A 25242-nucleotide genomic window follows, 5' to 3' on the forward strand; every position below is an offset into this window, starting at 1 on the left:
CGCCGGGTCGCGCAAGACGCCCGGCGGCTTCTCGTATCCGCTCCCAGGTGTCACTATCGACCCTCGGACCGCGACCACGCCGTTTCCTCCTGCGGGACCCCACGGGCGATAATCGAACGAGGGGCCGTGACAGCAGCGGGGAAACTCGGACGTCCTAGTACTGGGCGTACGGACGGGAGCGCGGTCCGTCACCATCACACGTGAAGGACGTAGGACTCATGACGACGACGCCGACCATCGAGCTGAAGCCCTCCTCGACGCCGCTGGCCACCGCCGAGCGCGAGGCGATCCTGGCGAACCCCGGGTTCGGCCGCCACTTCACCGATCACATGGTGACGATCAAGTGGACGGAGGGCCGCGGCTGGCACGACGGCCAGCTGGTGCCGTACGGCCCGCTGGCGCTCGACCCGGCGACGAACGTCCTGCACTACGCCCAGGAGATCTTCGAGGGCCTGAAGGCCTACCGGCAGCCCGACGGCACGGTGGCGACCTTCCGCCCCGACGCCAACGCCCGCCGCTTCCAGTCCTCCGCGCGCCGCCTCGCCATGCCGGAGCTGCCGGTCGAGACGTTCATCGAGGCGTGCGACCTGCTGGTCCGCCAGGACAAGGCGTGGGTGCCGGAGCACGGCAGCGAGGACTCCCTCTACCTGCGCCCCTTCATGATCGCCACCGAGGTCGGCCTGGGCGTGAAGCCCGCCAACGAGTACCTCTTCGTCGTCATCGCCTCGCCCGCCGGCGCCTACTTCCCCGGTGGCGTCAAGCCCGTCTCGATCTGGCTCTCCGAGGACCGCGTGCGCGCCGTCCCCGGCGGCGTGGGCGACGCCAAGACCGGCGGCAACTACGCCGCGTCGCTGCTCGCGCAGGCGGAGGCGGCCACCAAGGGCTGCGACCAGGTCGCCTACCTCGACGCCGTCGAGCACAAGTGGGTCGAGGAACTGGGCGGCATGAACCTGTACTTCGTGTACGGGGACAAGATCATCACCCCCACCCTCACCGGCTCCCTGCTGGCCGGCGTCACCCGCGACTCGCTCCTGTCGGTCGCCCGTGACCTCGGCTACGCGTCGGAGGAGGGCCGCGTCTCCATCGAGCAGTGGAAGACCGACTCCGAGAACGGCACGCTCACCGAGGTCTTCGCCTGCGGGACCGCCGCGGTCATCACCCCCGTCGGCACGGTCAAGTGCAACGGCGGCGAGTGGCAGCAGAGCGGTGGCGAGCCGGGCGAGGTCACGATGCGGCTCCGCGAGACCCTGCTGGACATCCAGCGGGGCACGGTGGAGGACCGGCACGGCTGGATGCACGATCTCGGCTGAGGGCTTGAACCTCTTGGGCGTGGCCCCGCGCCTCCGGTTCCGCCGGAGGAGCGGGGCCTTTCCCGTCCCCCGGCCGCGGGCCTGCCGTAACCGGCCTGCCGCGCAGTTCCCCGCGCCCCTGTCGGCTGCGGGTCCGTCGTGGCTGGTCGCGCAGTTCCCCGCGCCCCTTAACGGCTCCGCCGCCAGGGGGCGGCGCGGCTCGCAGGCCCGCACCGGGCCGCAGGTGCGGGGTTTCTCGTGCGCCTGTCGGCTGCGGGTCCGTCGTGGCTGGTCGCGCAGTTCCCCGCGCCCCTTAACGGCTCCGCCGCGCCTCACAGGCCCGCACGGGGCCGCAGGTGCGGGGTTTCTCGTGCGCCTGTCGGCTGCGGGTCCGTCGTGGCTGGTCGCGCAGTTCCCCGCGCCCCTGAGCGGCTTCGCCGTCAGGGGGTGCCGCGACTCACAGGCCCGCACCGGGCCGCAGGTGCGCAGTTCCCCGCGCCCCTGAACGGCTTCGCCGTCAGGGGGCGGCGCGGCTCGCAGGCCCCACCGGGCCGCACCCGCACACGCTCGGGAGGGGACGTGGGGGTATGTGCGCACGGAGCACCGAGCACGCTCTAGCAACATTGTCCGCGAGGCGGCGCCGCAGGGATGGCGAGTACGCACATACCCCCGCGGCCCCGCACCCACAACCGAACCCCAGGCGCAGACGCACGCCCCCGCCGACCGGACACTCACACCACGTGATCCACCGAGGCGTCAGCCGGAGCCGCCCCCGCCGCAGTCGCCCCCGCCGCAGCCACCCCTGCCGGAGCCGCCCCCGCCGCCGCCTCCAGGGAGGCCCCGGCGCCCGCCGGCCCGCGGTCCCGTGCCGTCAGTGCCGCGTAGGCCACCCCGCCCACCACCCCCGACAGCAGGAAACTGCAGTCGACCCCGCCGGTCAGGCGCAGCAGCGGACCCTCGTACGACGGCAGCGAGACCGCGAGCAGCCCCACCGCCGCGCCCAGCGCCCACGCGGCCGTCGCGCGGACGTTCCAGCCGGCGCGGTACCAGTAGACGCCGCCCCGGGAGCGCCGGTTGAAGACCTGGAGGGCCTCCGCGTCGTACTGCCCGCGACAGCGCGCGAACCCGATCAGGGTGATGACCGCCCACGGCGTGCCGATGGCGGTCAGCAGCAGCACGAAGGACGTCATCGCGTCCTGCGCCTCCCAGGCGAAGTGCCCGACGAAGACACACACGGTGGCGACGCCGGCGACGGTGTACGTGGCGCGGGCACGGGACGCGCGCGGCAGGATCGCGTCGAGGTCGAGCCCCATCGAGTAGAGCATCAGACCCGCGTTGCCGACCGATCCGGCGGACGCGGCGAGCAGCAGCGGCACCAGGTACCAGCCGGGCGACGCGTCGACGAGCCCGCCCGCGTACTCCAGGGCGGCCCGGGCCGCGTACGCGGTGAAGGTGCCGAAGAGCTGCGGGACGAGCAGCCCGGCGATCAGACCGAGCCAGGCCGCGCCGAGCACCTTGCGGGAGCTGTGCCGGGCCGGTGAGACGTAGCGGGTGTAGTCGCCGAGCAGGGTGATGAAGGCGATCGGACCGGAGAGGCCCGCCGCGACCAGGGCGAGGAGCCAGGTCGGCCAGAACGAGCCGAGCGCGTAACCGCCCGCGCCGGGCAGCGCGGAGGTGGTGAAGTCGGGGGCGTAGGCGATGACGCCGAGGACCAGCAGGGCCGTCATGCCGACGGCGAGGATGCGGGAGAGCCGCAGCAGCACCCGGTAGCCGTAGACGGCCCCGGCGACGGTGGCCGCCGCGAGCAGCGCGTAGATCACGGAGTAGGTGAGTCCGCCGGCCGGCAGGCCGAGCAGGCGGTGCAGCGTGTCCACCATCACGTCACCGCCGATCCAGATGGTCAGCGCGGTGTAGCCGAGCGAGAGCAGCAGCCCCACGACCGAGCCGACCAGCCGGCCGCGCACCCCGAACTGGGCGCCGGAGGAGGTCGAGAGGTTCGTCCCGGTGCGCAGCGAGACCAGCGCGAGCGGCGCGGTCAGCGCCGTGCCGAGCACCGTCCCCGCCACCACCGCGCCGACCGACTGCCACCAGCCGAGGCCGAACGACACCGGCAGCCAGCCGAAGATGATCACCCCCAGGCAGAGGTTGGAGCCGATGAGGATCGACACGAGATCGCGGGGACCGCTGGTGCGCTCCCCGTCCGGGATGGTGTCGACTCCGCGCTGTTCTATCGGCATGAGGGTGCCCCTGACGCTCGCTGGTCCCGATCGGTTGCCTCCACGTGTCGCACGTCGCACGTTAGAGCAGCGCTCAATGTGACGCGTAAAACCCCTTGACGTCAATGGTTCCCGCATGCGGATTTCGTCGTTAGAGTGTTGCTCTAAACGTGCAACAGGGAGGTACGGCGCGTGCGACTCACGCCCACCGAACGCGACCGGCTGCTGCTCTTCGGGGCCGCCGAGCTCGCCAGGTCGCGCAAGGCACGCGGCCTCAGACTGAACGTCCCCGAGGCGACCGCGCTGATCGCCGACACCGTCTGCGAGGCCGCCCGCGACGGCGTCCGGCTCGCCGAGGCCATCGAGCGGGCCCGCGCGGTCCTCGGCCCCGACGACGTGCTCCCCGGGGTCGCGGACGTGGTGACCGAGGTGCACGTGGAGGCGGTCTTCGACGACGGGTCCCGGCTCGCGGTGGTGGCCGACCCGATCGGCGGCGGCGGACTCGGCGACGAGGCGCCCGGCGCGCTGCTGCCCGGCCCGCAGCACGAGGACACCACGGCCACCGTGACCCTGACCGTGCACAACACCGCGACCGTGCCCGTCTCGGTGACCTCGCACTTCCACTTCTTCGAGGCCAACCCCCGGCTCGACTTCGACCGCGCCGCGGCCTACGGGCTGCGCCTCGCCGTCCCCGCCGGGTCCTCCGTCCGCTTCGGGCCCGGCGAGAGCGCCGACGTCGGGCTGCTGCCGATCGGCGGCGAGCGGATCGCCATCGGCTTCGCCGGACTCGTCGACGGCCCGCTGGACGCGCCGGGCGCCCGCGAAGAAGCCCTGCGCCGCGCCGCCGCCTGCGGCTACCTCGGCGTACCGCACCCGACCGAGCAGGAGGCCGAACGATGAGCCGCCCCGGAGGCCACGCCGCCGAACCGCGCCGCCTCACCCCGCATGAGTACGCGTCCACCCACGGCCCCCGCGCCGGCGACCACGTCCGGCTCGGCGACTCCGGCCTGACGATCCGGGTCGAGTCCGACGCCCAGAAGTACGGCGACGAGTTCCTCGCCGGGTTCGGCAAGACGGCCCGCGACGGACTGCACCTGAAGGCCGCAGCCGTCCGCGAGACCTGCGACGTCGTCATCAGCAACGTCGTCGTCATCGACGCCGTGCAGGGCATCCGCAAGGTGTCCATCGGCATCCGGGAAGGCCGCATCCACGCGATCGGGCGGGCCGGCAACCCCGACACCCTGGACGGCGTCGACGTGGTGGTCGGCACCGGCACGTCCATCGTGTCGGGGGAGGGGCTCATCGCCACCGCGGGCTCCGTGGACACCCACGTCCACCTGCTCTCGCCGCGCATCATGGAGGCCTCCCTCGCCTCCGGCGTGACCACCGTCATCGGCCAGGAGTTCGGGCCGGTCTGGGGCGTCGGCGTCAACTCCCCCTGGGCGCTGCGCCACGCCTTCAACGCCTTCGACGCGTGGCCGGTCAACATCGGCTTCCTCGGGCGCGGCTCCTCCTCGCACGACGCGCCGCTGATCGAGGCGCTCGCCGAGGGCGGGGCCTCCGGGTTCAAGGTGCACGAGGACATGGGCGCGCACACCCGCGCGCTGGACACCGCGCTGCGCGTCGCCGAGGAGCACGACGTCCAAGTCGCCCTGCACAGCGACGGGCTGAACGAGTGCCTGTCGGTCGAGGACACCCTGAAGGTCCTCGACGGGCGCACCATCCACGCCTTCCACATCGAGGGCTGCGGCGGCGGTCACGTGCCGAACGTCCTGAAGATGGCGGGCGTACCGAACGTCATCGGCTCCTCGACCAACCCGACCCTGCCCTTCGGCCGGGACGCGGTCGCCGAGCACTACGGCATGATCGTCTCCGTCCACGACCTGAAGACCGATCTGCCGGGCGACGCCGCGATGGCCCGCGACCGCATCCGCGCCGGCACGATGGGCGCCGAGGACGTCCTGCACGACCTGGGCGCCATCGGCATCACCTCGTCCGACGCGCAGGGCATGGGCCGGGCCGGCGAGACCGTCCGCCGCACCTTCGCGATGGCCGGGAAGATGAAGGCCGAGCTCGGCCCGATGGAGGGCGACGGCGCGCACGACGACAACGCGCGCGTGCTTCGCTACATGGCCAAGCTGACCATCAACCCCGCCCTCGCGCACGGCCTCGCCCACGAGGTCGGCTCCCTGGAGGTCGGCAAGCTCGCCGACATCGTGCTGTGGCGCCCGGAGTACTTCGGTGCCAAGCCGCAGCTGGTCCTGAAGGCCGGCTTCCCCGCCTTCGGCGTCACCGGCGACCCGAACGCTGCCACCGACACCTGCGAACCCCTCGTCCTCGGCCCGCTGTTCGGCGGCCACGGCGCGGTGCCCGCGGACATCTCCGTGGCCTTCGTCGCCCAGGCCGCCCTCGACCAGGGCAACGACACGATGCCCACCCGCAGGCGCCGCGTCGCCGTCCGGGGCACCCGCGGCATCGGCCCGGCAGACCTGCGCCTGAACTCCCGCACCGGCGCGGTCGACGTGAACCAGCGCACCGGCCTGGTCACCCTCGACGGCGACCCGGTCCGCTCCGAGCCCGCCGACTCCGTCTCCCTCAACCGCCTCTACTTCCTTTAAGGGTGTACGTCATGACCGCAGCCGCCGACGGCTTCCGCATGCCCGCCGAGTGGTCCCCGCACGAGCGCACCTGGATGGCGTGGCCGTGCCCCAACCCCACCTTCGACGACCCCGCGGGCCTGGACGAGTCCCGCCTCGCCTGGGCCAACGTGGCCCGCGCCGTACGCCGCTTCGAGCCGGTCACCGTGGTCTGCGGCCCCGCCCAGTCCGCGTACGCCACCGAGCTCCTCGGCCCGGACATCGAGGTGGTGGAGCGCGAGCTCGACGACGCCTGGATGCGGGACATCGGGCCGACGTTCCTCACCGACGGCAAGGGCCGGCTGGCCGCCGTCGACTGGACGTTCAACGGCTGGGGCGCCCAGGAGTGGGCGCGCTGGGACCACGACTCCAAGATCGGCGCGTACGTGGCCGACCTGGCCGGAGCCGCCACGTACGCCTCGAAACTGGTGAACGAGGGCGGCGGCATCCACGTCGACGGCGAGGGCACCGTCCTGCTCACCGACACCGTCCAGCTCGGTCCCGAGCGCAACCCCGGCTGGACCAGGGAGCAGGTCGAGGCGGAGATCCACGCCCACCTCGGCACCACCAAGGCGATCTGGCTGCCGCGCGGGCTCACCGCTGACTACCCCGGCCACGGCTACGGCACCCTCGGCCACGTCGACATCGTCGCCGCCTTCGCCGCGCCCGGCGTGGTCCTCGTGCACGCCCAGCGCGACCCCTCCCACCCCGACTTCGAGGTCAGCCAGGAGGTCGTCGCGGCCCTGAAGGGGCAGACGGACGCCCGCGGCCGCACCCTGAGGATCGTCGAGGTGCCCGCTCCGACCGTCCTCAAGGACGACGAGGGCTGGGTCGACTACTCGTACATCAACCACTACCTGTGCAACGGCGGCGTCGTCCTGTGCGCCTTCGGCGACCCGAACGACGAGATCGCGGCGGGCATCTTCCGCGGTCTCTTCCCCGGCCGTACGGTGACGCTCGTCGACGCCCGTACGATCTTTGCCGGGGGTGGTGGCATCCACTGCATCACCCAGCAGCAGCCGAAGGTGTGAGCAAGGAGCGGGAACATGGCCGGTCAAGTCCGCGCGCGGAAGAACGCCCCACCGCGTGAGGACGTACTGACCGTCGCGATGGAGATGATCGCCGAGCGCGGCCTGGAGAAGCTGACCATGGCCGCGCTCGGCCGCGAGGTCGGCATGAGCTCCGGGCACCTCCTCTACTACTTCCGCACCAAGGACGAGCTGCTCCTGCGCACCCTGGAGTGGAGCGAGGGGCGGCTCGGCGCCGAGCGCGGCCGGCTCCTGGCCCGCCCCGGCACGGCGCGCGCCCGCCTCGACGCCTACGTCGAGCTGTACGTCCCGGACGCGGCGGGCGACCCGCACTGGACGCTCTGGCTGGAGGTCTGGAACCGCTCCCTGAACGCCGACGAGGACGGCCGCGACCGGCAGGCCGCGATCGAGGGCGCCTGGCACCGCGACCTGGTGGCGCTGCTCGCCGAGGGCGTCTCGCGCGGGGAGTTCGGGGCCGTCGACCCCGACCGCTTCGCCGCCCGGCTCCGGGCGCTGCTCGACGGGTTCTCCATCCATGTGGCGATCGGGCTGCGGGGGACGGGCCGCGAGCACGTCATCGCGCACGTACGGGAGTTCCTGGACGGGGCGCTCGCGACCGGCACGGCCTGACGGCGCGGCGGGGCGCCGCGAGCGCGACCGGGCGGCGGCGCCCGCATCGTGAGACGGCGTCCCGCGCGAAGCCGAACCGTGGCAAGCTGCCCTCGTGCTCTCGTTCGCCATGATTATTGGCAGCAGGCGCGCCGGTCCGCAGTGACCGCCTCGTACCCATCACGTACGGGCGGACACCGTCGCCTCGACCCGCGCGCAGACCTCTCGCACCCGCGAGGGGTTTTTTCGTTTCCCGGCCCAACTGCAGCCGGACACGGAGCGCGAGGGATCATTGGGGGTGGTGGAGCCGGTCATTCCGGTAGACCGAGATCCGACACAGGAGCCAGATCAGCATGACGGACACCAGCGTTCCCGACGATTCCTTCCACGTCTTCGACACCACCCTGCGCGACGGCGCGCAGCGCGAGGGCATCAACCTCACCGTCGCGGACAAGCTGACCATCGCGCGGCACCTGGACGACTTCGGCGTGGGCTTCATCGAGGGCGGCTGGCCCGGCGCCAACCCGCGCGACACCGAGTTCTTCGCGCGGGCCCAGCAGGAGATCACCTTCCGGCACGCCCAGCTCGTCGCCTTCGGAGCCACCCGCCGCGCCGGCGCCAGGGCGGCCGACGACCCGCAGGTGGCCGCCCTCCTCGCGTCCGGCGCCCCCGTCATCACGCTCGTCGCCAAGTCCCACGACCGGCACGTCGAACTTGCCCTGCGCACCACCCTCGACGAGAACGTCGCGATGGTCCGCGACACCGTCTCCCACCTGGTCGCCCAGGGGCGCCGCGTCTTCGTCGACTGCGAGCACTTCTTCGACGGCTACCGCGCCAACCCCGAGTACGCCAAGTCCGTCGTACGGGCCGCCGCCGAGGCCGGCGCCGACGTCGTCGTGCTCTGCGACACCAACGGCGGCATGCTCCCCGCCCAGGTCCAGGCGGTCGTCGCCACCGTGGCCGCCGACACCGGCGCCCGGCTCGGCATCCACGCCCAGGACGACACCGGCTGCGCCGTCGCCAACACCCTCGCCGCCGTGGACGCGGGCGCCACCCATGTGCAGTGCACCGCCAACGGCTACGGCGAGCGGGTCGGCAACGCCAACCTCTTCCCCGTCGTCGCCGCCCTGGAGCTCAAGTACGGCAAGCAGGTCCTTCCCGAGGGCTCGCTGCGGGAGATGACCCGGGTCTCGCACGCCATCGCCGAGGTCGTGAACCTGACCCCGTCGACCCACCAGCCCTACGTCGGCGTCTCCGCCTTCGCGCACAAGGCGGGCCTGCACGCCTCCGCGATCAAGGTCGACCCGGACCTGTACCAGCACATCGACCCCGACCTCGTCGGCAACCGCATCCGGATGCTCGTCTCCGACATGGCGGGCCGCGCCTCCATCGAGCTCAAGGGCAAGGAGCTCGGCGTCGACCTCGGCAACGACCGCGAGCTGATCGGCCGCGTCGTGGAGCGGGTCAAGGAGCGCGAGCTCCAGGGGTACACGTACGAGGCGGCCGACGCCTCCTTCGAACTGCTGCTCCGTGAGGAGGCCGAGGGCCGCGCGCGGCGCTACTTCCGGGTGGAGTCCTGGCGGGCCATCGTCGAGGACCGCCCCGACGGCACGCACGCCAACGAGGCCACCGTGAAGCTGTGGGCCAAGGGCGAGCGCATCGTCGCCACGGCCGAGGGCAACGGCCCCGTCAACGCCCTCGACCGGGCGCTGCGGGTCGGCCTGGAGCGGATCTACCCGCAGCTCGCCAAGTTGGAGCTCGTCGACTACAAGGTCCGCATCCTGGAGGGCAAGCACGGCACGTCCTCCACCACGCGCGTCCTGATCTCCACGACCGACGGCGTCGGCGAGTGGTCGACCGTCGGCGTCGCGGAGAACGTCATCGCCGCCTCGTGGGGCGCCCTGGAGGACGCCTACACCTACGGCCTGCTGCGGGCCGGCGTCGAGCCGGTCGAGTAACCCCGGCTCGAACCTCCGTCCGTGTCCCCACTGGGTTACGTTCGAAGTATGAGGAATCGGGCGAAGCGGATCACTGTCGGACTTTCGGGGCTGCTGCTCGCCCTGGGGGCCGTGACCTTCACGGCGGCACCCGGGGCGCCGGCGGCCACCGGGGCGCCGAACGCCTCCAGCGCGTCGGTGGTGGCCGACGCCTGGAAGAAGAGTCCCGTGTACGTGGACCCCGCGGCCTCGGACCAGTTCTCCGGCGAGCAGGCCGACGCGCTCGCCGAGCGGATCAAGAAGGCGGACAAGCCGGTCTTCGTCGCGGTGCTCCCGGACGACTTCCCGCAGCAGGACATCTTCCCGCGGCTGCGCGCCGAGACCGGGGTGACCGGCCTGTACGCGGTCCGGCTCGGCGGCGGCTTCGACGCGAAGGCCGACCGGTCGGTGCTGACGGGCAACGCCGTCAACAACCTCGTCTCCCTCGTCCAGGGCGAGGACACCGCGACCCAGCTGGACCACTTCGTCCGCCAGGCCCTGGTGCAGGCGGGCGGCAAGGCCCCGCGGTCCTGGGGCGGCGGCGCGGACAACGGGGTGTCGACGGGCGCCCTGATCGGTGTCGGCGTGGTCGTCGTCGCCGGGGCGGGCGGTGCGTACGCCGTGATCCGCCGCAAGAAGCGGCGGCACGAGGAGAGCCAACGCGAGGCGCTGAACAAGCTGTCCGTCGTCGTCGACGAGGACATCACCGCGTTCGGCGAGGAGCTGGACCGGCTCGACTTCCACCCCGCGGAGGCGGGCGCGGACGACGCGATGCGCGCGGACTACGAGCGCGCGCTCGACGCGTACGAGAAGGCGAAGTCGCACATGGCCGCGGCGACCCGCCCCGAGGACGTCCGCGCCGTCACCCAGTCCCTGGAGGACGGGCGCTTCTCGCTGGCCCTGCTCGCCGCCCGGCGCGAGGGCCGCGAGCTGCCCGAGCGGCGCGCGCCCTGCTTCTTCGACCCGCGGCACGGGCCCTCGGTCGAGGACGCGGCCTGGGCGCCGCCGGGCGGTCCCGAGCGCTCGGTCCCGGTCTGCGCGGCGGACGCGGCGCGGCTGGCGGACGGCGAGGACCCGGCGGCCCGCCACGTGGTCACGGAGTCCGGTGAGCGTCGGCCCTACTGGGAGGCGGGCCCGGCCTACGGCCCCTGGGCGGGCGGCTACTTCGGCGGCGGCCTGCTGCCGGGCCTGCTGGTCGGCACCATGCTCGGCGGCATGATGTCGTCCCCCGCCTACGCGGCGGACTACGGCTCCGGGTACGGCGACTTCGGCGGCGGCTACGACGGCGGCGACTTCTCCGGCGCCGACTTCGACCCCGGGGACTTCGGTGGCGGCGGCGACTTCGGTGGCGGGGGCGACTTCGGCGGGGGCGGGGACTTCGGCGGCGGGGGCGGGTTCTAGGCGGGGCGGGGCGGGTCCGGTTCTGGGCGGGGGCGGCTCCAAGCGGGCTGGACCGCTTGACCGCACACCGAGGATGCGAGACGATACGTTCCGTCTCTAATCGTCGGGTCGTGGAGGGCCGTAGCGTGCCGGAACAGGTTCAGGAGCAGTACGTCGAGGTCGCACCCGGTGTGCGGCTGTGGACCGAGCGCCGGGGAGCACCCGACGCCCCCGCCCTGCTGCTCGTCATGGGGGCCCAGGCCTCCGGGCTCGGCTGGCCCGAGCCGCTGGTGGACGCGCTCGCCGCCCATCACCACGTCATCCGGTACGACCACCGCGACACCGGCCGCTCGACCCGGTCCTTCGACGAGCACCCCTACGCCGTCACCGACCTGGCGCGCGACGCGGTGACGGTTTTGGACGCCCTGGGGGTCGAGCGCGCCCACCTCGTCGGCCTCTCCCTGGGCGGCATGCTCACCCAACTGGTGCTCGCCGACCGGCCCGAGCGGGTGCTGAGCGCGACCCTGATGGGTACGTGCGCGCTGAGCGAGACGCCGTACGTGCGGCCGGACGGCACCTCCGTGCCCGTCGCGGAGCTCCCCGGCATCGCACCGGAGATCCTGCAGATGTGGTCGCAGCCGGTCGAGGACCACGGCCCCGAGGCCGAACTGGACCGCCGCGTCGAGCACTGGCGGCGGCTGAGCGGCGGCCAACTCCCGTTCGACGCCGTGTACTTCAGGGAACTGGAGCGCGGCATCATCGCCCACGCGGGCAGCTATCTGGACTCCGCCGCGCACGGCCGGGCCGACGACTCGGGGATGCTGCGCACCGCGGAGCTCGCCCGGACCCGGGTGCCCACGCTCGTCGTCTCCGCCACCGCGGAGCCCGTCTTCCCGCTCCCGCACCCCCAGCACCTCGCCCAAGTCATCGCGGGCGCACGGCTCGTGGAGATCGCGGGCATGGGCCACTCGCTGCCGCCCGCGGTGCACGGGCCGCTGGTCGAGGCGATCCTGGGGCACACGCTGAACGGGCGGTGAGCGAGGGGGTGGAGGCGGGTGGCGCGGGTGTTCACGGACCTCCGGAGGGGGCGGGCGGCCGTGTCGCGGGCGGGGGCGTCACCGGCCACTGGCCCGGGTGTCCCGGAGGCAGTGCCAAGTCCCGCCGGACCGCCGCGTAGTACGCCGCGCGCGCGGCCCGCTGCTGTGCGAGGAGGGCCGCCCACGCCTCGGGGTCGTGGGTGTCCTCGCGCAGGAAGTGCTCCATCGCGATCACCGTCAGGACCCATGCCCGGCCCCCGTCGACCACGTCCGGCGCGCCGAGCATGAGCAGCGCCTCCCCGGCGGGGTCGCGCGCCTCGGCGGCCTGGGTGAAGTGCGGCACCGCCTCGTCGGGCGAGAGGGGGTGCGGGTGCGGGTCGTTGCCGAGGTGGGCGGCGACCCGGTAGGTGAGGCTGACGGTCTGCTTCAGGACCCGGGCGTACTCGCTGTAGACGGCGAGCCGCCGCTCCTCCCAGCGTGCCGCCTGCTCGCGGCGGAACCGGATGCGGTCGCCCCGCGTGATGGCCACGTAGGAGCCGACCGCACCGATGACCACGCCCAGGAGAGCGGGCAGTTGCTGGATGAACTCGGGCACGGCGAAACCGTAGCGCGCGCCGGCAGGTTCAGGCGCCGGCCTTGATCGCCGAGATGTCGAAGTTCAGCTTGATCTTGTCGGAGACGAGTACGCCGCCGGTCTCCAGCGCGGCGTTCCAGGTGAGGCCCCACTCCGAGCGCAGGATCTCCGCCTTGCCCTCGAAGCCGACGCGCTCGTTGCCGAACGGGTCCTTGGCCGAGCCGTTGAACTCCAGGTCGATGGAGAGCGGCTTCGTGGTGCCCAGGATCGTCAGGTCGCCGGTGACGCGGTAGTCGTCGCCGCCCAGGGCCTCCGCCTTGGTGGAGCGGAAGGTCATCTCCGGGAACTCGTCGGTCTTGAAGAAGTCCGCGCTCTTCAGGTGTCCGTCGCGGTCGGCGTTGCCCGTGTCGATGCTCTGCATCGCCACGTCGATGGTCGCCGTCGAACGGGACGGGTCCGTGCCGTCCAGGTGCAGGGCACCGGTGAAGTCGAGGAAAGAGCCCTTCACGTTGGTGACCATGGCGTGCCGCGCGACGAAGCCGATCGTCGAGTGCGCGGGGTCGATCGTGTAGTCACCGGTCAGCGCGGCGAGCTCCGGGGCGACCGCGGCGGGGGCGGTGGTGGAGGGGACGGCGGTGACGGTGTCGGTGTCGTTCTTGCGGCCGAAGAGACCCATGACGTGCTCCTTGGGGACGAGCTCCGGTGGGAGCTGCTGTTGAAAGTTCAACGAGATTGAATGTAGCGCGATTCAGTTCAATGTTCAACCTCTAGCGCGGCGTGTCTTCTGTGGTCACCCGAAGGGGGCGCCGCGCGGGTGGGCGGTTGGTGCGCGCGTGGCGTCATGGGTCGGGAAGGTGGTGCCATCGTGGCGTCAAAAGGTGAGTCACGTGCTGTGAGCTGCGGAAAGAGGGCTGAAGTCGCCGGCGTCGGCGGCCCCTGGCGACATTGGTGGTTGTCATGGCGCCAATGTGGTGCCACTATGGCGTCATGAACCTCACGCAGTACGTCGACCAGCTCCGCCAAGAGCTCGCGGTGGCCGCCGCAGCCGGCGGGGACGAGGCCCGTGCGCTGGCCGAGCGCCTCACCGCCCCGCTGGAGTCGGCCGCCCGGCTCACCCTGCTGAACGCGCTCTCCGCCGCCGCGGACGAGATCACCGTCGATCTCGCGCCCGGATCGGTCGACGTACGGCTGCGCGGGATCGACCCCGAGTTCGTGGTGACGCCGCCGCCCGCGGCCGAGGCGTTCGACGCCCAGGCCGAGTACGCGGCCCTCATGCGGGCCCAGCAGGTGCCGCCCCCGCCGCCCGCCGCGCCCGAGGCCGCGGAGGACGGGGGGACCGCCCGGATCAACCTCCGGTTGCCCGCGCACGTGAAGTCCCGCGTGGAGGAGGCCGCGAACCGGGACGGCCTCTCGGTCAACGCCTGGCTCGTCCGCGCGGTCTCCGGGGCCCTCGAGCGGCCCGACGGCCGGGCGGAGGCGAAGTCCGGCCACGGCGGGTCGTGGAGCCCCGACAACCGCTTCACCGGCTGGGTGCGCTGACGCGGCTCCGCCCGGCCCGCGCGTCGATCGGCCCGCACGGCACCGCACGCACCGCCGCCCACCTCCATCAACCGAGCCTCCGCGGCTCGACGAGCTCCCAGGACGGGACAGCCATGCCTTCTTTCGACACCCCGAAGCCCATCACCGCCACGGTCACGATCGAGGTCGGATCCCTCCGGATCGTGGCCGGGGACCGCACGGACACCGTCGTCGACGTACGCCCCAGCAGCGCGTCCCGCGACGCGGACGTCAGGGCGGCCGAGCGCACCCGCGTCGAGTACTCCCACGGCAAGCTGCTGGTCAAGGGACCCAAGGAGCGCTCCCTGTTCGGCAAGGGATCGTCCGTCGAGGTGGACATCGCGCTGCCGGCCGGATCCGAGGTGCGGGCCACGGCCACCATGGCGCACATCACCGCCGAAGGCGGGCTCGGCGAGAGCGAGTTCAAGACCTCCGCCGGTGACGTGCGGGTCGAGCGGGCCGCCGGGGTCAGGGCCACCACCGGCTTCGGTGACGTACTGATCGGGTACGCGGACGGGGCGGCCCACGCCTCCACCGGTTCCGGCGAGATCCGGCTGGGCGAGATCCGGGGCGAGGTCGTCGCCAAGAACTCCAACGGCGCCGTCGTGCTCGGCGACGTCGAGGGCGCCATCACGGCGAAGACGTCCAACGGCTCCGTCACCCTCGACCGCGCGGCCGCCGACGTCTGCGTGAAGACCGCGTGCGGCTCCATCCAGGTCGGCGAACTGGTGCGCGGCACCAGCGAGTTGGAGACGGCCGCCGGCAAGATCGAGGTCGGCATCCGCGAGGGCTCGGCCGCCTGGCTCGACGTACGGACCGGGGGCGGCGTGGTCCGTCAGTCACTGGAGGAGTCGGGCACCTCGCAGGCGCCCGCCGACGCCACCGACACCCTCAGGCTGCGGGCCCGCTCGGGCTTCGGCGACATCACGGTCCACCGCGCCTGATCCGCGGACGGCCGCCCGGCCCGGGCCGCGGCGTCCTGTCCCGGGCCGTGACACCGGTGGGCCCGCGGGGGCGTGCGCGCTCCGAGGCTCCGCCCGCCCGAACCGCCCGTACCACCCGTGGCCTTGCCTGCGGGCTGAGGTGACCCCAGCCCGCCACCTGTGGAGCCCCCCCCGCGCGCCGAGCGTCGACCCGGCCGCCGTGATGTGCCAACCGCAGACCGCGCACCGCATCCGCGCACCGCATACCGCGTCCCCTCCACCCGCCGCATACGGCCCCTCCCTGCCCGCCGCCCGCTCGGCTCGCTTTCCCCTGCGGCACGCACACGCTTCCTTCCCTTCCTTCGCTGCCACGGGCAGCCGACCCGGAACCGACTCGAACTGGTGTCCGATATCGAGGCTGCCCCTGACCGGCCGTCCGCCCCCTGAAAGGAACGACATGTCCACGCCCCGCCCCACGCCGACGCGGTCGCGGCCGCAGTCGCCCCCGGCCGCGATCACCGCCACCGGTCTGCGCAAGTCCTTCGGCGAGAAGACCGTCCTCGACGGCATCGACCTCGACATCCCCCGGGGAACCGTCTTCTCCCTGCTCGGCCCCAACGGCGCCGGCAAGACCACCGCCGTACAGATCCTGTCGACCCTGATCCGCCCCGACGCGGGGGAGGTCCGGATCGCGGGGCACGACCTGGTCCGCGAGCCCGGGAAGGTGCGCGCCGCGATCGGCGTCACCGGCCAGTTCTCCGCGGTCGACAACCTCCTGACCGGCGAGGAGAACCTGCGCCTCATCGCCGACCTGTACGGCTTCGGCCGGCGCCCCGCCCGGCGGCTCGCCGCCGACCTCCTGACGCGGTTCGACCTCGTCGAGGCGGCGGGGAGGCCCGCGTCGACGTACTCCGGCGGCATGCGGCGCCGCCTCGACATCGCGATGACCCTGGTCGGCGGCCCGCGCATCATCTTCCTCGACGAGCCGACCGTCGGCCTCGACCCGCGCAGCCGGCACACCATGTGGGAGATCGTGCGCGGCCTCGTCGCCGACGGCGTCACCATCTTCCTCACCACGCAGTACCTGGACGAGGCCGACCAACTCGCCGACCGCATCGCGGTGCTGAACGGCGGCAGGCTGGTCGCCCAGGGCACGCCCGCCGAGCTCAAGCGCCTCGTCCCCGGCGGCCACGTCCAGCTGCGCTTCGCCGGCCTCGACGGCCTCAAGGACGCGGCGCGGCTGCTCGGCACCGGGACCGCCGACGAGGACGCCCTGACCCTCCACGTCCCCGGCGACGGCGGCCTCAAGTCCGTGAAGGCGGTGCTCGACCAGGTCGACGCCGCCGGTATCGAGGTCGAGGGACTCGGCGTCGAGACCCCCGACCTCGACGACGTCTTCTTCGCCGTGACCGGCCGCCCCGACGACGCGCGCCCGACCGGCCGCCCCGACCACGAGAAAGCGACGACCCGATGAGCACCGTGACCACCACCCCTGCCGCCACGGACATCCCGCGGTCCGACGGCTCCGGCCCCGCGCCGACCTCCGCGCTGCGCAACTCCCGGACCATGCTGCGGCGCAACCTCATGCACGCCCGCCGTTACCCGGCCATGACGATCAGCCTGGTGAGCATGCCCATCGCCATGCTGCTGCTCTTCACCTATGTCTTCGGCGGCACGATGTCGGCCGGCATGGGCGCCGGATCGTCCGACGACTACCTCTCCTACCTCGTCCCCGGCATCCTGCTGATGGCCGTCGGCGCCGGCGTGCTGCCCACCGCGGTCGGCGTCAGCATGGACATGACCGAGGGCATCGTGGCCCGCTTCCGTACGATGCCGATCAGCGGCTCCTCGATCCTCACCGGCCGCGCGGTCGGCGCCGTCATCCAGATCATGCTCAGCGTCGTCCTGGTCATCGGGGTCGCCCTCCTCGTGGGCTTCCGCTCCGGGGCCGGACCCGTCGAGTGGGCCGCGGCCCTCGGGCTCCTGGCGCTCATGTCGCTGGCCCTCACCTGGCTCGCGGTCGCGCTCGGGCAGCTGGTGAAGGCTCCGGAGGCGGCCAGCAGCGCCGCCCTGCCCTTCTCCTTCCTGCTGCCCTTCCTCAGCAGCGTGTTCGTGCCGCTCGACTCGATGCCGGGCTGGCTGCACCACTTCGCCGAGTGGCAGCCGTACACCGCCTTCACCGAGACCCTGCGCGGCCTGCTGACCGGTACGGAGATCGGCAAGTTCGGTCCGCTCGCGGTGGGTTGGGGTGTCGCGATCGCCGTCCTCGGTTTCCTGTGGGCGCGTGCGCTCTTCCGCCGGGGCGCCAAGAGGTAGGAGCCCCCGGTACTCCGCCGTGCGCCGGAGTCCGCGAACCGTGCGACCGGCCGCCGCCGGTCGCACGGTTCTTCGTGGTTCCCTTCGGGAGACGCGGTGTCAGAGGTATAGACAGCGCTTTCTCCAGGCTGGTACACCCCTGTCGCATGACCCCGACCCGCCGCACCTTTCTCGCCGCAACCGCTTTCACTGCGGCCGGTACCGCCGCTCCGCTGACCCTGCCGGCCCCGGCGCACGCCGCCGAAGGGGACGACGAGTTCACCGTCCTGCGGCGGCGCTGGCTGGAGATCTCCCTCGGCACCGGCTACGACCCCGCCACCGAGCCGTACGCCACCCGCCTGAAGGAGACCGGCGACCTCGCCCGCGCCGCCCGCGCGGCGATGGCCCCGGCCGCCGGATCCCTGTGGCCCGACGCCCCGTTCGACCCACCCGCCGGCATCACCCTGAGCTACAGCAGGCTGTGGACGATGACCCAGGCGTACGTCTGTGCAGGCACCGGCTCGACGGGCGACGCCGGGCTCCTCGCCGACGTGCTGCGCGGCGTCGACCACCTGGAGGCCACCGTCTACCACCCCGCCACCACCCGCTACGGCAACTGGTGGGAGTGGCAGATCGGCAGCCCGCGGCTGCTCATGGACATCGTGGCGGCGCTGCACGACGAGCTCGGTGCGGAGCGCAGGGCCAAGGCCTGTGCCGCCGTCGACCACTTCATCCCCGACTCCGAACTCGGCGCCTACACCGGCACGTCGACCGGCGCCAACCGCGTCGACCTGTGCCGCTCCGTCGCCTTGCGCGGCATCCTCGGCAGGTCCCCGGCCAAGGTCGCCCTCGCCCGGGACGCGCTCTCGCCGGTCTTCCCGTACGTCACCAAGGGCGACGGCCTCTACCCGGACGGCTCGTTCGTCCAGCACACCTGGATCGCGTACTCGGGAACGTACGGCCAGGTGATGCTCGACGGCCTCGGCCGGCTCTTCGCGCTGCTCGCCGGGTCGACCTGGGCCGTCACCGACCCCGGGAAGCAGATCATCCTCGACAGCGTGGAGCGGGCGTACGCCCCGCTGATCCTCGACGGTCTGGTGATGGACGGCGTCAACGGCCGTGCCGTCAGCCGCGGTTACCTGAAGAGCGACGACCGCAAGATCATGCGCAGCGACCACTTTCACGGCCAGGGACTGATCGCCGCGATCGCCCTGCTCGCGGGCGGGGCGAGCGCCGCCGAGCGGGAGCGCTGGCACGGCCGCGTCAAGGGCTGGATCGAGCGGGACACCGTCGCCCCGATCCTCGCCGCCCGGCAGTTCGGGGTCGCCGACCTGGCGCGGCTGCACGCGGTCGCGGACTCCGGTGTGCGGGCGGCGCCGGAGCCGGTGGAGCACCGGCTGTTCGCCGCCATGGACCGGGCCGTGCACCGGCGCCCCGGCTTCACGGCGCAGCTCTCGATGGCCTCGGAGCGCATCGCCTACTACGAGTGCGGCAACGGCGAGAACCCGCGCGGCTGGCACACCGGCGCCGGCATGCTCTCCTGGTGGGCCGCGGGGGAGCCCAGCGACCAGTACACCGACTGGTTCTGGCCGACCGTCGACCCCTACCGGCTGCCCGGCACGACCGTTTCCACCAAGCGGCTCCCGGACAGGGCGGGCGGAGAGTGGGGCGCGGCCCGGCCCGCCGTGACCTGGGTGGGCGGGGCGACGGACGGCGAGTTCGCGGCGATCGGGCAGCACCTCAGGGGGCTCGGCTCCACGCTGACGGCCCGCAAGTCCTGGTTCTGCGCCGCCGACGCCGTGATCTGCCTCGGCGCCGGGATCACCGCGAACGACGGGGCGGCCGTCGAGACGGTCGTCGACAACCGCAACCTGGGCGAGGCCGGCGACGCCGGCTTCACCCTCGACGACCGCGCGCACCCCCGCTGGGCGCACCTCGAAGGGCACGGCGGCTGGGTCTTCCCCGGCGGCGCGAGCGGGCTGCACAGCCTGCGCGAGGACCGCACCGGCGCCTGGTCCGACATCAACACCACCAGTTCCACCGAGCGGCGGACCCGGCGCTGGCAGACCCTCTGGCTCGACCACGGCACCGACCCCGCCGACGCCACGTACGCCTATCTCCTCATGCCCGGGGCCTCGCGCCGCGCCCTCGCGGCCCGGGCGGCCGACCGGCGCTGGTTGTCGGTCCTCGCCAATTCCGCCGAGGCGCAGGCCGTCGCCGTCGACTCGCTCGGCCTGATCGCGGCCAACTTCTGGCGGGCCGGCGCGGCGGGGCCGCTGCGGGTCACCGCCCCCGCGAGCGTGCTGATCCGGCGGCGGGGCGGGCGGGCCACGGTGGTGGTGAGCGAGCCCCCGCGCACCGGAGAATCGCTCGAATTCACCTGGAACCGGCGCGTCTCCCGGGTGGTGGCCGAGGACCCCGGAGTAGAGGTCCTCGCCACCGGCGGGTCGCTGCGGATCCGCGTCACCCCGGGAACCGCGTGTGCCGGCCACCGATGTGAGGTGACTCTCAGGTGAATCCCGGGTGCCCCGGAACAGCGCGGGACCGCCCCCGTAGGGGTTCTTTTGTGGAACCCCTACAGCGACGGAGGGGCTGAGCCGTCACTTCTTCAGTACGGCGGCCCTCTTCTGTCCGGGGGTGCCAGGAAAACGGCCCGGAGACTGTGAGGAGTCGACGGTCCGTTTCCCCGGGGGCGCTCCGTAAGGTCGCTACATGACCGTTTTGGACGAGACCGCTTCGCCTGGGGGCGAGCCCACCGACTCGCGCGGCCGCGTGGCCGAACTGCACGAGATCCGTGCCGAGGCGCTGCGCGGGCCGAGCGAGAAGGCGACCGAGGCGCAGCACGCCAAGGGCAAGCTGACGGCGCGCGAGCGGATCGAACTGCTCCTCGACCCGGACTCGTTCAACGAGGTCGAGCAGTTGCGCCGGCACCGGGCCACCGGCTTCGGCCTGGAGGCCAAGAAGCCGTACACCGACGGTGTCATCACCGGCTGGGGCACGGTGGAGGGCCGCACGGTCTTCGTCTACGCGCACGACTTCCGGATCTTCGGCGGTGCCCTCGGCGAGGCGCACGCCACCAAGATCCACAAGATCATGGACATGGCCATCGCGGCCGGTGCCCCGCTGGTCTCGCTCAACGACGGCGCGGGCGCCCGTATCCAGGAGGGCGTCTCGGCGCTCGCCGGCTACGGCGGCATCTTCCAGCGCAACACCAAGGCCTCGGGCGTCATCCCGCAGATCTCGGTCATGCTCGGCCCGTGCGCGGGCGGCGCGGCCTACTCGCCGGCGCTGACCGACTTCGTGTTCATGGTCCGCGACACCTCGCAGATGTTCATCACCGGACCCGACGTGGTCCGCGCGGTGACCGGCGAGGAGATCACCCAGAACGGCCTGGGCGGCGCCGACGTGCACGCGGAGACCTCGGGCGTGTGCCACTTCGCCTACGACGACGAGGAGACCTGCCTCGCCGAGGTCCGCTACCTGATCTCGATGCTCCCCTCCAACAACCGGGAGAACCCGCCGGCGCACGAGTCGGAGGACCCGGTGGAGCGCCGCTCCGACGTCCTGCTCGACCTGGTCCCCGCGGACGGCAACCGGCCGTACGACATGGCCAAGGTCATCGAGGAGCTCGTCGACGACGGCGACTTCCTGGAGGTCCACGAGCGCTGGGCGCGCAACATCATCTGCGCCCTGGCCCGCCTGGACGGCAAGGTCGTCGGCATCGTCGCCAACCAGCCGCAGGCGCTGGCCGGTGTCCTCGACATCGAGGCCTCCGAAAAAGCCGCCCGTTTCGTGCAGATGTGCGATGCTTTCAATATCCCGATCGTCACGCTCCTCGACGTCCCGGGCTTCCTGCCCGGTGTCGACCAGGAGCACGGCGGCATCATCCGGCACGGCGCGAAGCTGCTGTACGCGTACTGCAACGCCACGGTCCCGCGGATCTCGCTGATCCTGCGCAAGGCCTACGGCGGCGCCTACATCGTCATGGACAGCCAGTCCATCGGCGCCGACCTCACGTTCGCCTGGCCGACCAACGAGATCGCGGTCATGGGTGCCGAGGGCGCCGCCAACGTGATCTTCCGCCGGCAGATCGCCGCGGCCGAGGACCCCGAGGCGATGCGGGCCCGCATGGTCAAGGAGTACAAGGCCGAGCTGATGCACCCGTACTACGCCGCCGAGCGCGGCCTGGTCGACGACGTCATCGACCCGGCGGAGACCCGCGAGGTCCTCGTGAAGTCGCTCGCGATGCTCCGCAACAAGCACGCCGACCTGCCCTCGCGCAAGCACGGCAACCCCCCGCAGTAGCGACGGTCCGGCGTCCGCCACCGCAGTAACCCACGCAGGTGCCCACAAGGAGAACGCTGCAGATGACCACCCCCGACATCCGCGTCGAGAAGGGCCACGCCGAGCCCGAGGAGGTCGCGGCCATCACCGCGATCCTGCTGGCGCGCGCCGCCGCCCAGCCGGCCGCCCCCGCCCGCCGCGGCCGCGACAAGGCCGGCTGGCGCCGCCTGGAGCGCAGCCCCGGCTTCCGCGCCCCGCACAGCTGGCAGGGCTGACACCCGCCGCTTCGCCGAGGCCCCGCTTCCCGCGTAGGGAGGCGGGGCCTCGGCGCGTCACGGGGCCGGGCGCGCGGCGGCCGACTCCGCCAGCGGCCGGACCGCCGGGTGCCAGGGGCGGCCGCGCGGCCCGGCGAGCACCAGACGGCGCGCGGCGTGCGGCGTCACCGGTATCAGCGTCAGATCGGACGGTACGAGGGGGCGGGCGGCCTCCGTCAGGACGCTCACCCCCAGACCGGACCGGACCATGCCGATGAGGGTCGCGAGGTCCCTGACCCGGTGGGCCGGGGCCAGTGCGAGGCCCGCCCGGTCGTGGAGCGCGCGGACGCGCTCCTCGCAGCCGCCCGGCGCGACCAGGAAGTCGTCGTCCTCCAGCTCGCGGATGTCCACGGCCGGCTCGCCCGCCAGCGGATGGTCGCGGGGGAGCAGGGCGCGGTAGCCGTCGACCGCGAGCAGGGTGCCGGGGCCCGGCGGCGGGTCGACCAGGACGGCGGCGTCGGCCGTGCCGTTCTCCAGCCACGCGGCGATCTCGGCGCTCTCGCCCTCGAAGACCCGCACCGTCACCTGGGGCGTGCTCTCCCGCCAGTACCGCAGCAGGGCGGGCAGCAGGCCCCGGCCGACCGTCGGGGTGGCGGCAAGCCGCACCGTGCCGGTCAGGGTGTCGGCGGCGGCCGCGGCGATCCGCTCGACGGAGCGGACGGCCGACAGCGCGCCGCGCGCGTGCGGCAGGATCCGCTCGCCGAGCGCGGTCGTCCGCACCGGGGCCGACCGGACCAGGAGCGGCCCCGCCAGCTCGCGTTCGAGGGAGGCCACGGCGTGCGACACCGCCGACTGCGTCACGCCCAGTTCGGCGGCGGCCGCGCTGAAGCCACCCGCGTCGACCACCGCCAGAAACGCTCTGAGCTGCGGAAAGTTCACGGTCATGAGGCTGGCTCATCCCTCCATGACGGTCTCGTGTTGGATCAAGGATGCCCGGCGGGGCGAGAGTTGCTCCGGGCCGCCGGACCGGGCGGACCGAGCGACGCACCGCAGGAGAGCCATGCCGCACATCAGGGCCACCGTCACCGACCCCGACCTGCCCGCCGACACCCGGCGCGACCTCGCCGAGGGGCTGACCCGCCTCGCGGTCACCGCGCTCGGCAAGTCGGCCGCGCGGACCGTCGTCCACCTCGACCTCGTCCCCGCCGACCGCTGTTACGTGGCCGGAAAACCCCTCGCGGACGGCGTCCGCGATGTGCACCTGGAGGTCAGCATCACCGCGGGCACGAACAGTGCGGCGGAGAAGGCGGCCTTCATCGCCGGGGCCGCCGCGTTCCTGACGGAGCTCCTCGGCCCGCTCGCCCGGGGCGGTGTCGCCCTGCACGAACTGCACCCCGAGAGCTACGGCTACCAGGGCGTGACCCAGTTCGACCACTACCGCGGGACATGACAGGGGCCCGCACGCCACGGCGTGCGGGCCCACATCCGCGTACAGGCAGGCAAAAGGGGCGGAGCGCTACCGCAGCCGTGCCATCAGCGCGTGCTCGACCAGCGTGATCAGCGCGCTCTTCGCGTCCGCGCGGTGGCGCGCGTCGGTCGTGATGATCGGGGTGTCCGGGCCGATCTGCAGCGCCTCGCGCACCTCGTCGGGCGTGTACGGCTGGTGGCCGTCGAAGCCGTTGAGGGCGATGACGAAGGGCAGCCCGGAGTTCTCGAAGTAGTCGACGGCGGGGAAGCAGTCGGCGAGCCGCCTCGTGTCGACCAGGACGACCGCGCCGATCGCGCCACGGACCAAGTCGTCCCACATGAACCAGAAACGGTCCTGACCCGGCGTACCGAAGAGGTACAGGATCAGGTCCTGGTCCAGGGTGATGCGGCCGAAGTCCATGGCCACCGTCGTGGTGGTCTTGTCTCCGGTGTGGGTCAGGTCGTCGATGCCCGCGGACGCGGACGTCATGACGGCCTCGGTGCGCAGCGGGTTGATCTCAGAGACCGCCCCGACGAACGTGGTCTTGCCCACGCCGAAGCCGCCCGCCACCACGATTTTCGCGCTGGTGGTGGAGCGGGCTGTTGCTCCGCCGCTAGAGCTTGCGAAGTCCACTGAGCACCCTTTCGAGCAGTGTCACGTCTGGCTGGCCGCCGGCGGTCTCGTCGCCGCCGGGCTGATGGATGGCGACAAGTCCGGCCTCCGCCAGGTCGGCTACGAGGATCCGGGCGACGCCGAGGGGGATGGAGAGCAGCGCCGAGATCTCGGCGACTGACTTGATCTCGCGGCACAGGTTGCAGATGCGCTGATGCTCGGGCAACTGGCCCTGCAACTGGTGCGGTTGTGCGGTGGTGTGCACCAGCGCCTCGATGGCGAGCTGGTAGCGGGGCCTGGTGCGGCCGCCCGTCATGGCGTACGGGCGCACCAGGGGGTTGTTCGCCGACCCCGCGGGCGCCGGCTCGGGGGCGCGTCGCTGGGGTTGCACGGGCTGGATGCGCGGCGCGTGCGCCGGGTTGCCCTGCTCGTAGGGGCGCGGCCCGGGCTGCTGGGGCTGCGCGTACGGCTGGCGGCGGTGGCTCGGCGTGGAGGGGAAGTTGTACCTGTTCGGACCGCCGCCGTGCTGGCCGCCCTGGCCGTGACCAGGGGACCAGTTCGCCGATGACGAACCGTCTGGGGGTGTTGCCACGTTGCTTCCTCCTCCAACTGTGCCGGGCACCATCACTGTGGAGCCGCGTCCCGAAACCTTACGGGGCCGGGACACGAAAACGCACCGTCCGTCTGTCAGTTGAGAAGGCTCCCCTGGAGCTCCGCGCGCAGGTCCGGCGTGAGGACCGTGCCCGCGCGATCGACAAGAAGTGCCATTTCGTACCCGACGAGACCGATGTCCGCATCCGGGTGGGCGAGAACGGCGAGCGAGGAACCGTCGGAAATGGACATGATGAAGAGAAATCCTCGCTCCATCTCCACAACGGTCTGGGTCACGGAGCCGCCCTCGAAGATCCGGGAGGCCCCGGCGGTCAGCGAGGTCAGACCCGAGGCGACGGCCGCGAGCTGGTCGGCGCGGTCGCGGGGGAAGCCTTCGGACATCGCCAGAAGGAGTCCGTCGGCGGAGACCACCACTGTGTGGGACACCCCGGGGGTGTTGTCCACGAAGTTGGTGATCAACCAGTTCAGGTTCTGTGCCGCCTGGCTCATCGG

At 72.7% G+C, this 25242-nt stretch carries 23 protein-coding genes; 16 read left to right on the plus strand and 7 right to left on the minus strand.

The annotated features are described in order from the left end of the window. The first annotated feature begins 218 nt into the window (after positions 1–218). Positions 219–1310, plus strand: coding sequence for a branched-chain amino acid aminotransferase (locus ACZ6B8_RS33590; RefSeq protein ID WP_471609634.1), 1092 nt, complete (start codon positions 219–221; stop codon positions 1308–1310). Positions 1311–2020: 710 nt separating this feature from the next. Here the strand turns inward: ACZ6B8_RS33590 and ACZ6B8_RS33595 are convergent. Next, on the minus strand, positions 2021–3526 hold the full coding sequence (locus ACZ6B8_RS33595) for a cytosine permease (RefSeq protein ID WP_471609635.1): 1506 nt from the start codon (positions 3524–3526) through the stop codon (positions 2021–2023). A 171-nt stretch (positions 3527–3697) separates the two neighbouring features. On the opposite strand from ACZ6B8_RS33595, the gene ureA reads away from it, so the two are divergent. The 7 genes from ureA (at position 3698) to ACZ6B8_RS33630 (ending at position 12171) form a co-directional block, all read left to right on the plus strand. Further along, positions 3698–4405 (plus strand): urease subunit gamma, encoded by a 708-nt coding sequence (gene ureA / locus ACZ6B8_RS33600; RefSeq protein WP_471609636.1) that lies wholly within the window; start codon positions 3698–3700, stop codon positions 4403–4405. Then, a complete protein-coding gene (locus ACZ6B8_RS33605) occupies positions 4402–6123 on the plus strand; it encodes an urease subunit alpha (protein ID WP_471086349.1) in 1722 nt (573 codons plus the stop codon). The genes ureA and ACZ6B8_RS33605 overlap by 4 nt, the downstream gene beginning before the upstream one ends. Before the next feature lie 11 nt (positions 6124–6134). Beyond that, positions 6135–7172, plus strand: a complete 1038-nt coding sequence (locus ACZ6B8_RS33610) for an agmatine deiminase family protein (protein WP_471086352.1) — start codon at positions 6135–6137, stop codon at positions 7170–7172. A 15-nt stretch (positions 7173–7187) separates the two neighbouring features. Then, positions 7188–7799: a TetR/AcrR family transcriptional regulator gene (locus ACZ6B8_RS33615; protein ID WP_471086355.1), complete on the plus strand. Its 612-nt coding sequence runs from the start codon at positions 7188–7190 to the stop codon at positions 7797–7799. Between the two features lie 332 nt (positions 7800–8131). Next, the gene (gene cimA / locus ACZ6B8_RS33620; RefSeq protein ID WP_471609637.1) at positions 8132–9736 is read left to right on the plus strand and encodes a citramalate synthase; all 1605 of its coding nucleotides are present in this window, start codon (positions 8132–8134) and stop codon (positions 9734–9736) included. Positions 9737–9784: 48 nt separating this feature from the next. Further along, the gene (locus tag ACZ6B8_RS33625) at positions 9785–11155 is read left to right on the plus strand and encodes a hypothetical protein (protein WP_471086361.1); all 1371 of its coding nucleotides are present in this window, start codon (positions 9785–9787) and stop codon (positions 11153–11155) included. Positions 11156–11280: 125 nt separating this feature from the next. Beyond that, on the plus strand, positions 11281–12171 hold the full coding sequence (locus tag ACZ6B8_RS33630) for an alpha/beta fold hydrolase (RefSeq protein ID WP_471086364.1): 891 nt from the start codon (positions 11281–11283) through the stop codon (positions 12169–12171). Positions 12172–12202: 31 nt separating this feature from the next. Here ACZ6B8_RS33630 and ACZ6B8_RS33635 read toward each other — a convergent pair whose 3' ends face one another. Further along, positions 12203–12766, minus strand: a complete 564-nt coding sequence (locus ACZ6B8_RS33635) for a hypothetical protein (protein ID WP_471086367.1) — start codon at positions 12764–12766, stop codon at positions 12203–12205. 28 nt (positions 12767–12794) lie between these two features. Continuing rightward, a complete protein-coding gene (locus tag ACZ6B8_RS33640; RefSeq protein ID WP_471609718.1) occupies positions 12795–13421 on the minus strand; it encodes a YceI family protein in 627 nt (208 codons plus the stop codon). A 311-nt stretch (positions 13422–13732) separates the two neighbouring features. On the opposite strand from ACZ6B8_RS33640, the gene ACZ6B8_RS33645 reads away from it, so the two are divergent. The 7 genes from ACZ6B8_RS33645 (at position 13733) to ACZ6B8_RS33675 (ending at position 22079) form a co-directional block, all read left to right on the plus strand. Further along, the gene (locus ACZ6B8_RS33645; RefSeq protein ID WP_471609638.1) at positions 13733–14284 is read left to right on the plus strand and encodes a hypothetical protein; all 552 of its coding nucleotides are present in this window, start codon (positions 13733–13735) and stop codon (positions 14282–14284) included. 113 nt (positions 14285–14397) lie between these two features. After that, positions 14398–15246, plus strand: a complete 849-nt coding sequence (locus tag ACZ6B8_RS33650) for a DUF4097 family beta strand repeat-containing protein (protein WP_471086373.1) — start codon at positions 14398–14400, stop codon at positions 15244–15246. Positions 15247–15682: 436 nt separating this feature from the next. Beyond that, positions 15683–16699 carry an ATP-binding cassette domain-containing protein gene (locus ACZ6B8_RS33655; RefSeq protein WP_471609639.1) on the plus strand — a complete coding sequence of 339 codons (1017 nt, stop codon included), beginning with the start codon at positions 15683–15685 and terminating at the stop codon, positions 16697–16699. Beyond that, positions 16696–17541, plus strand: a complete 846-nt coding sequence (locus ACZ6B8_RS33660) for an ABC transporter permease (RefSeq protein WP_471609640.1) — start codon at positions 16696–16698, stop codon at positions 17539–17541. Before ACZ6B8_RS33655 ends, ACZ6B8_RS33660 begins: the two co-directional genes overlap by 4 nt. 146 nt (positions 17542–17687) lie before the next feature. Next, positions 17688–20036 carry a polysaccharide lyase 8 family protein gene (locus ACZ6B8_RS33665; RefSeq protein ID WP_471609641.1) on the plus strand — a complete coding sequence of 783 codons (2349 nt, stop codon included), beginning with the start codon at positions 17688–17690 and terminating at the stop codon, positions 20034–20036. Between the two features lie 196 nt (positions 20037–20232). Continuing rightward, positions 20233–21825 (plus strand): acyl-CoA carboxylase subunit beta, encoded by a 1593-nt coding sequence (locus ACZ6B8_RS33670; RefSeq protein WP_471086385.1) that lies wholly within the window; start codon positions 20233–20235, stop codon positions 21823–21825. 62 nt (positions 21826–21887) lie between these two features. Further along, complete coding sequence (locus ACZ6B8_RS33675) at positions 21888–22079, plus strand: acyl-CoA carboxylase subunit epsilon (RefSeq protein WP_471086388.1); 192 nt, start codon at positions 21888–21890, stop codon at positions 22077–22079. 57 nt (positions 22080–22136) lie between these two features. Here the strand turns inward: ACZ6B8_RS33675 and ACZ6B8_RS33680 are convergent, their stop codons facing one another. Further along, on the minus strand, positions 22137–23003 hold the full coding sequence (locus ACZ6B8_RS33680) for a LysR family transcriptional regulator (protein ID WP_471609642.1): 867 nt from the start codon (positions 23001–23003) through the stop codon (positions 22137–22139). A 115-nt stretch (positions 23004–23118) separates the two neighbouring features. On the opposite strand from ACZ6B8_RS33680, the gene ACZ6B8_RS33685 reads away from it, so the two are divergent. Beyond that, complete coding sequence (locus ACZ6B8_RS33685) at positions 23119–23508, plus strand: tautomerase family protein (protein ID WP_471609643.1); 390 nt, start codon at positions 23119–23121, stop codon at positions 23506–23508. Between the two features lie 66 nt (positions 23509–23574). Here ACZ6B8_RS33685 and ACZ6B8_RS33690 read toward each other — a convergent pair whose 3' ends face one another. The 3 genes from ACZ6B8_RS33690 to ACZ6B8_RS33700 all read right to left on the minus strand — a co-directional run bounded on the left by ACZ6B8_RS33690 (position 23575) and on the right by ACZ6B8_RS33700 (position 25239). Next, the gene (locus tag ACZ6B8_RS33690; protein WP_030361923.1) at positions 23575–24159 is read right to left on the minus strand and encodes a GTP-binding protein; all 585 of its coding nucleotides are present in this window, start codon (positions 24157–24159) and stop codon (positions 23575–23577) included. After that, on the minus strand, positions 24140–24730 hold the full coding sequence (locus ACZ6B8_RS33695) for a DUF742 domain-containing protein (protein WP_471086397.1): 591 nt from the start codon (positions 24728–24730) through the stop codon (positions 24140–24142). The genes ACZ6B8_RS33690 and ACZ6B8_RS33695 overlap by 20 nt, the downstream gene beginning before the upstream one ends. A 95-nt stretch (positions 24731–24825) precedes the next feature. After that, a complete protein-coding gene (locus ACZ6B8_RS33700) occupies positions 24826–25239 on the minus strand; it encodes a roadblock/LC7 domain-containing protein (protein WP_055564496.1) in 414 nt (137 codons plus the stop codon). Between the last annotated feature and the right edge of the window lie 3 nt (positions 25240–25242).

The sequence above is a fragment of the Streptomyces sp. NPDC041122 genome (assembly GCF_055592445.1).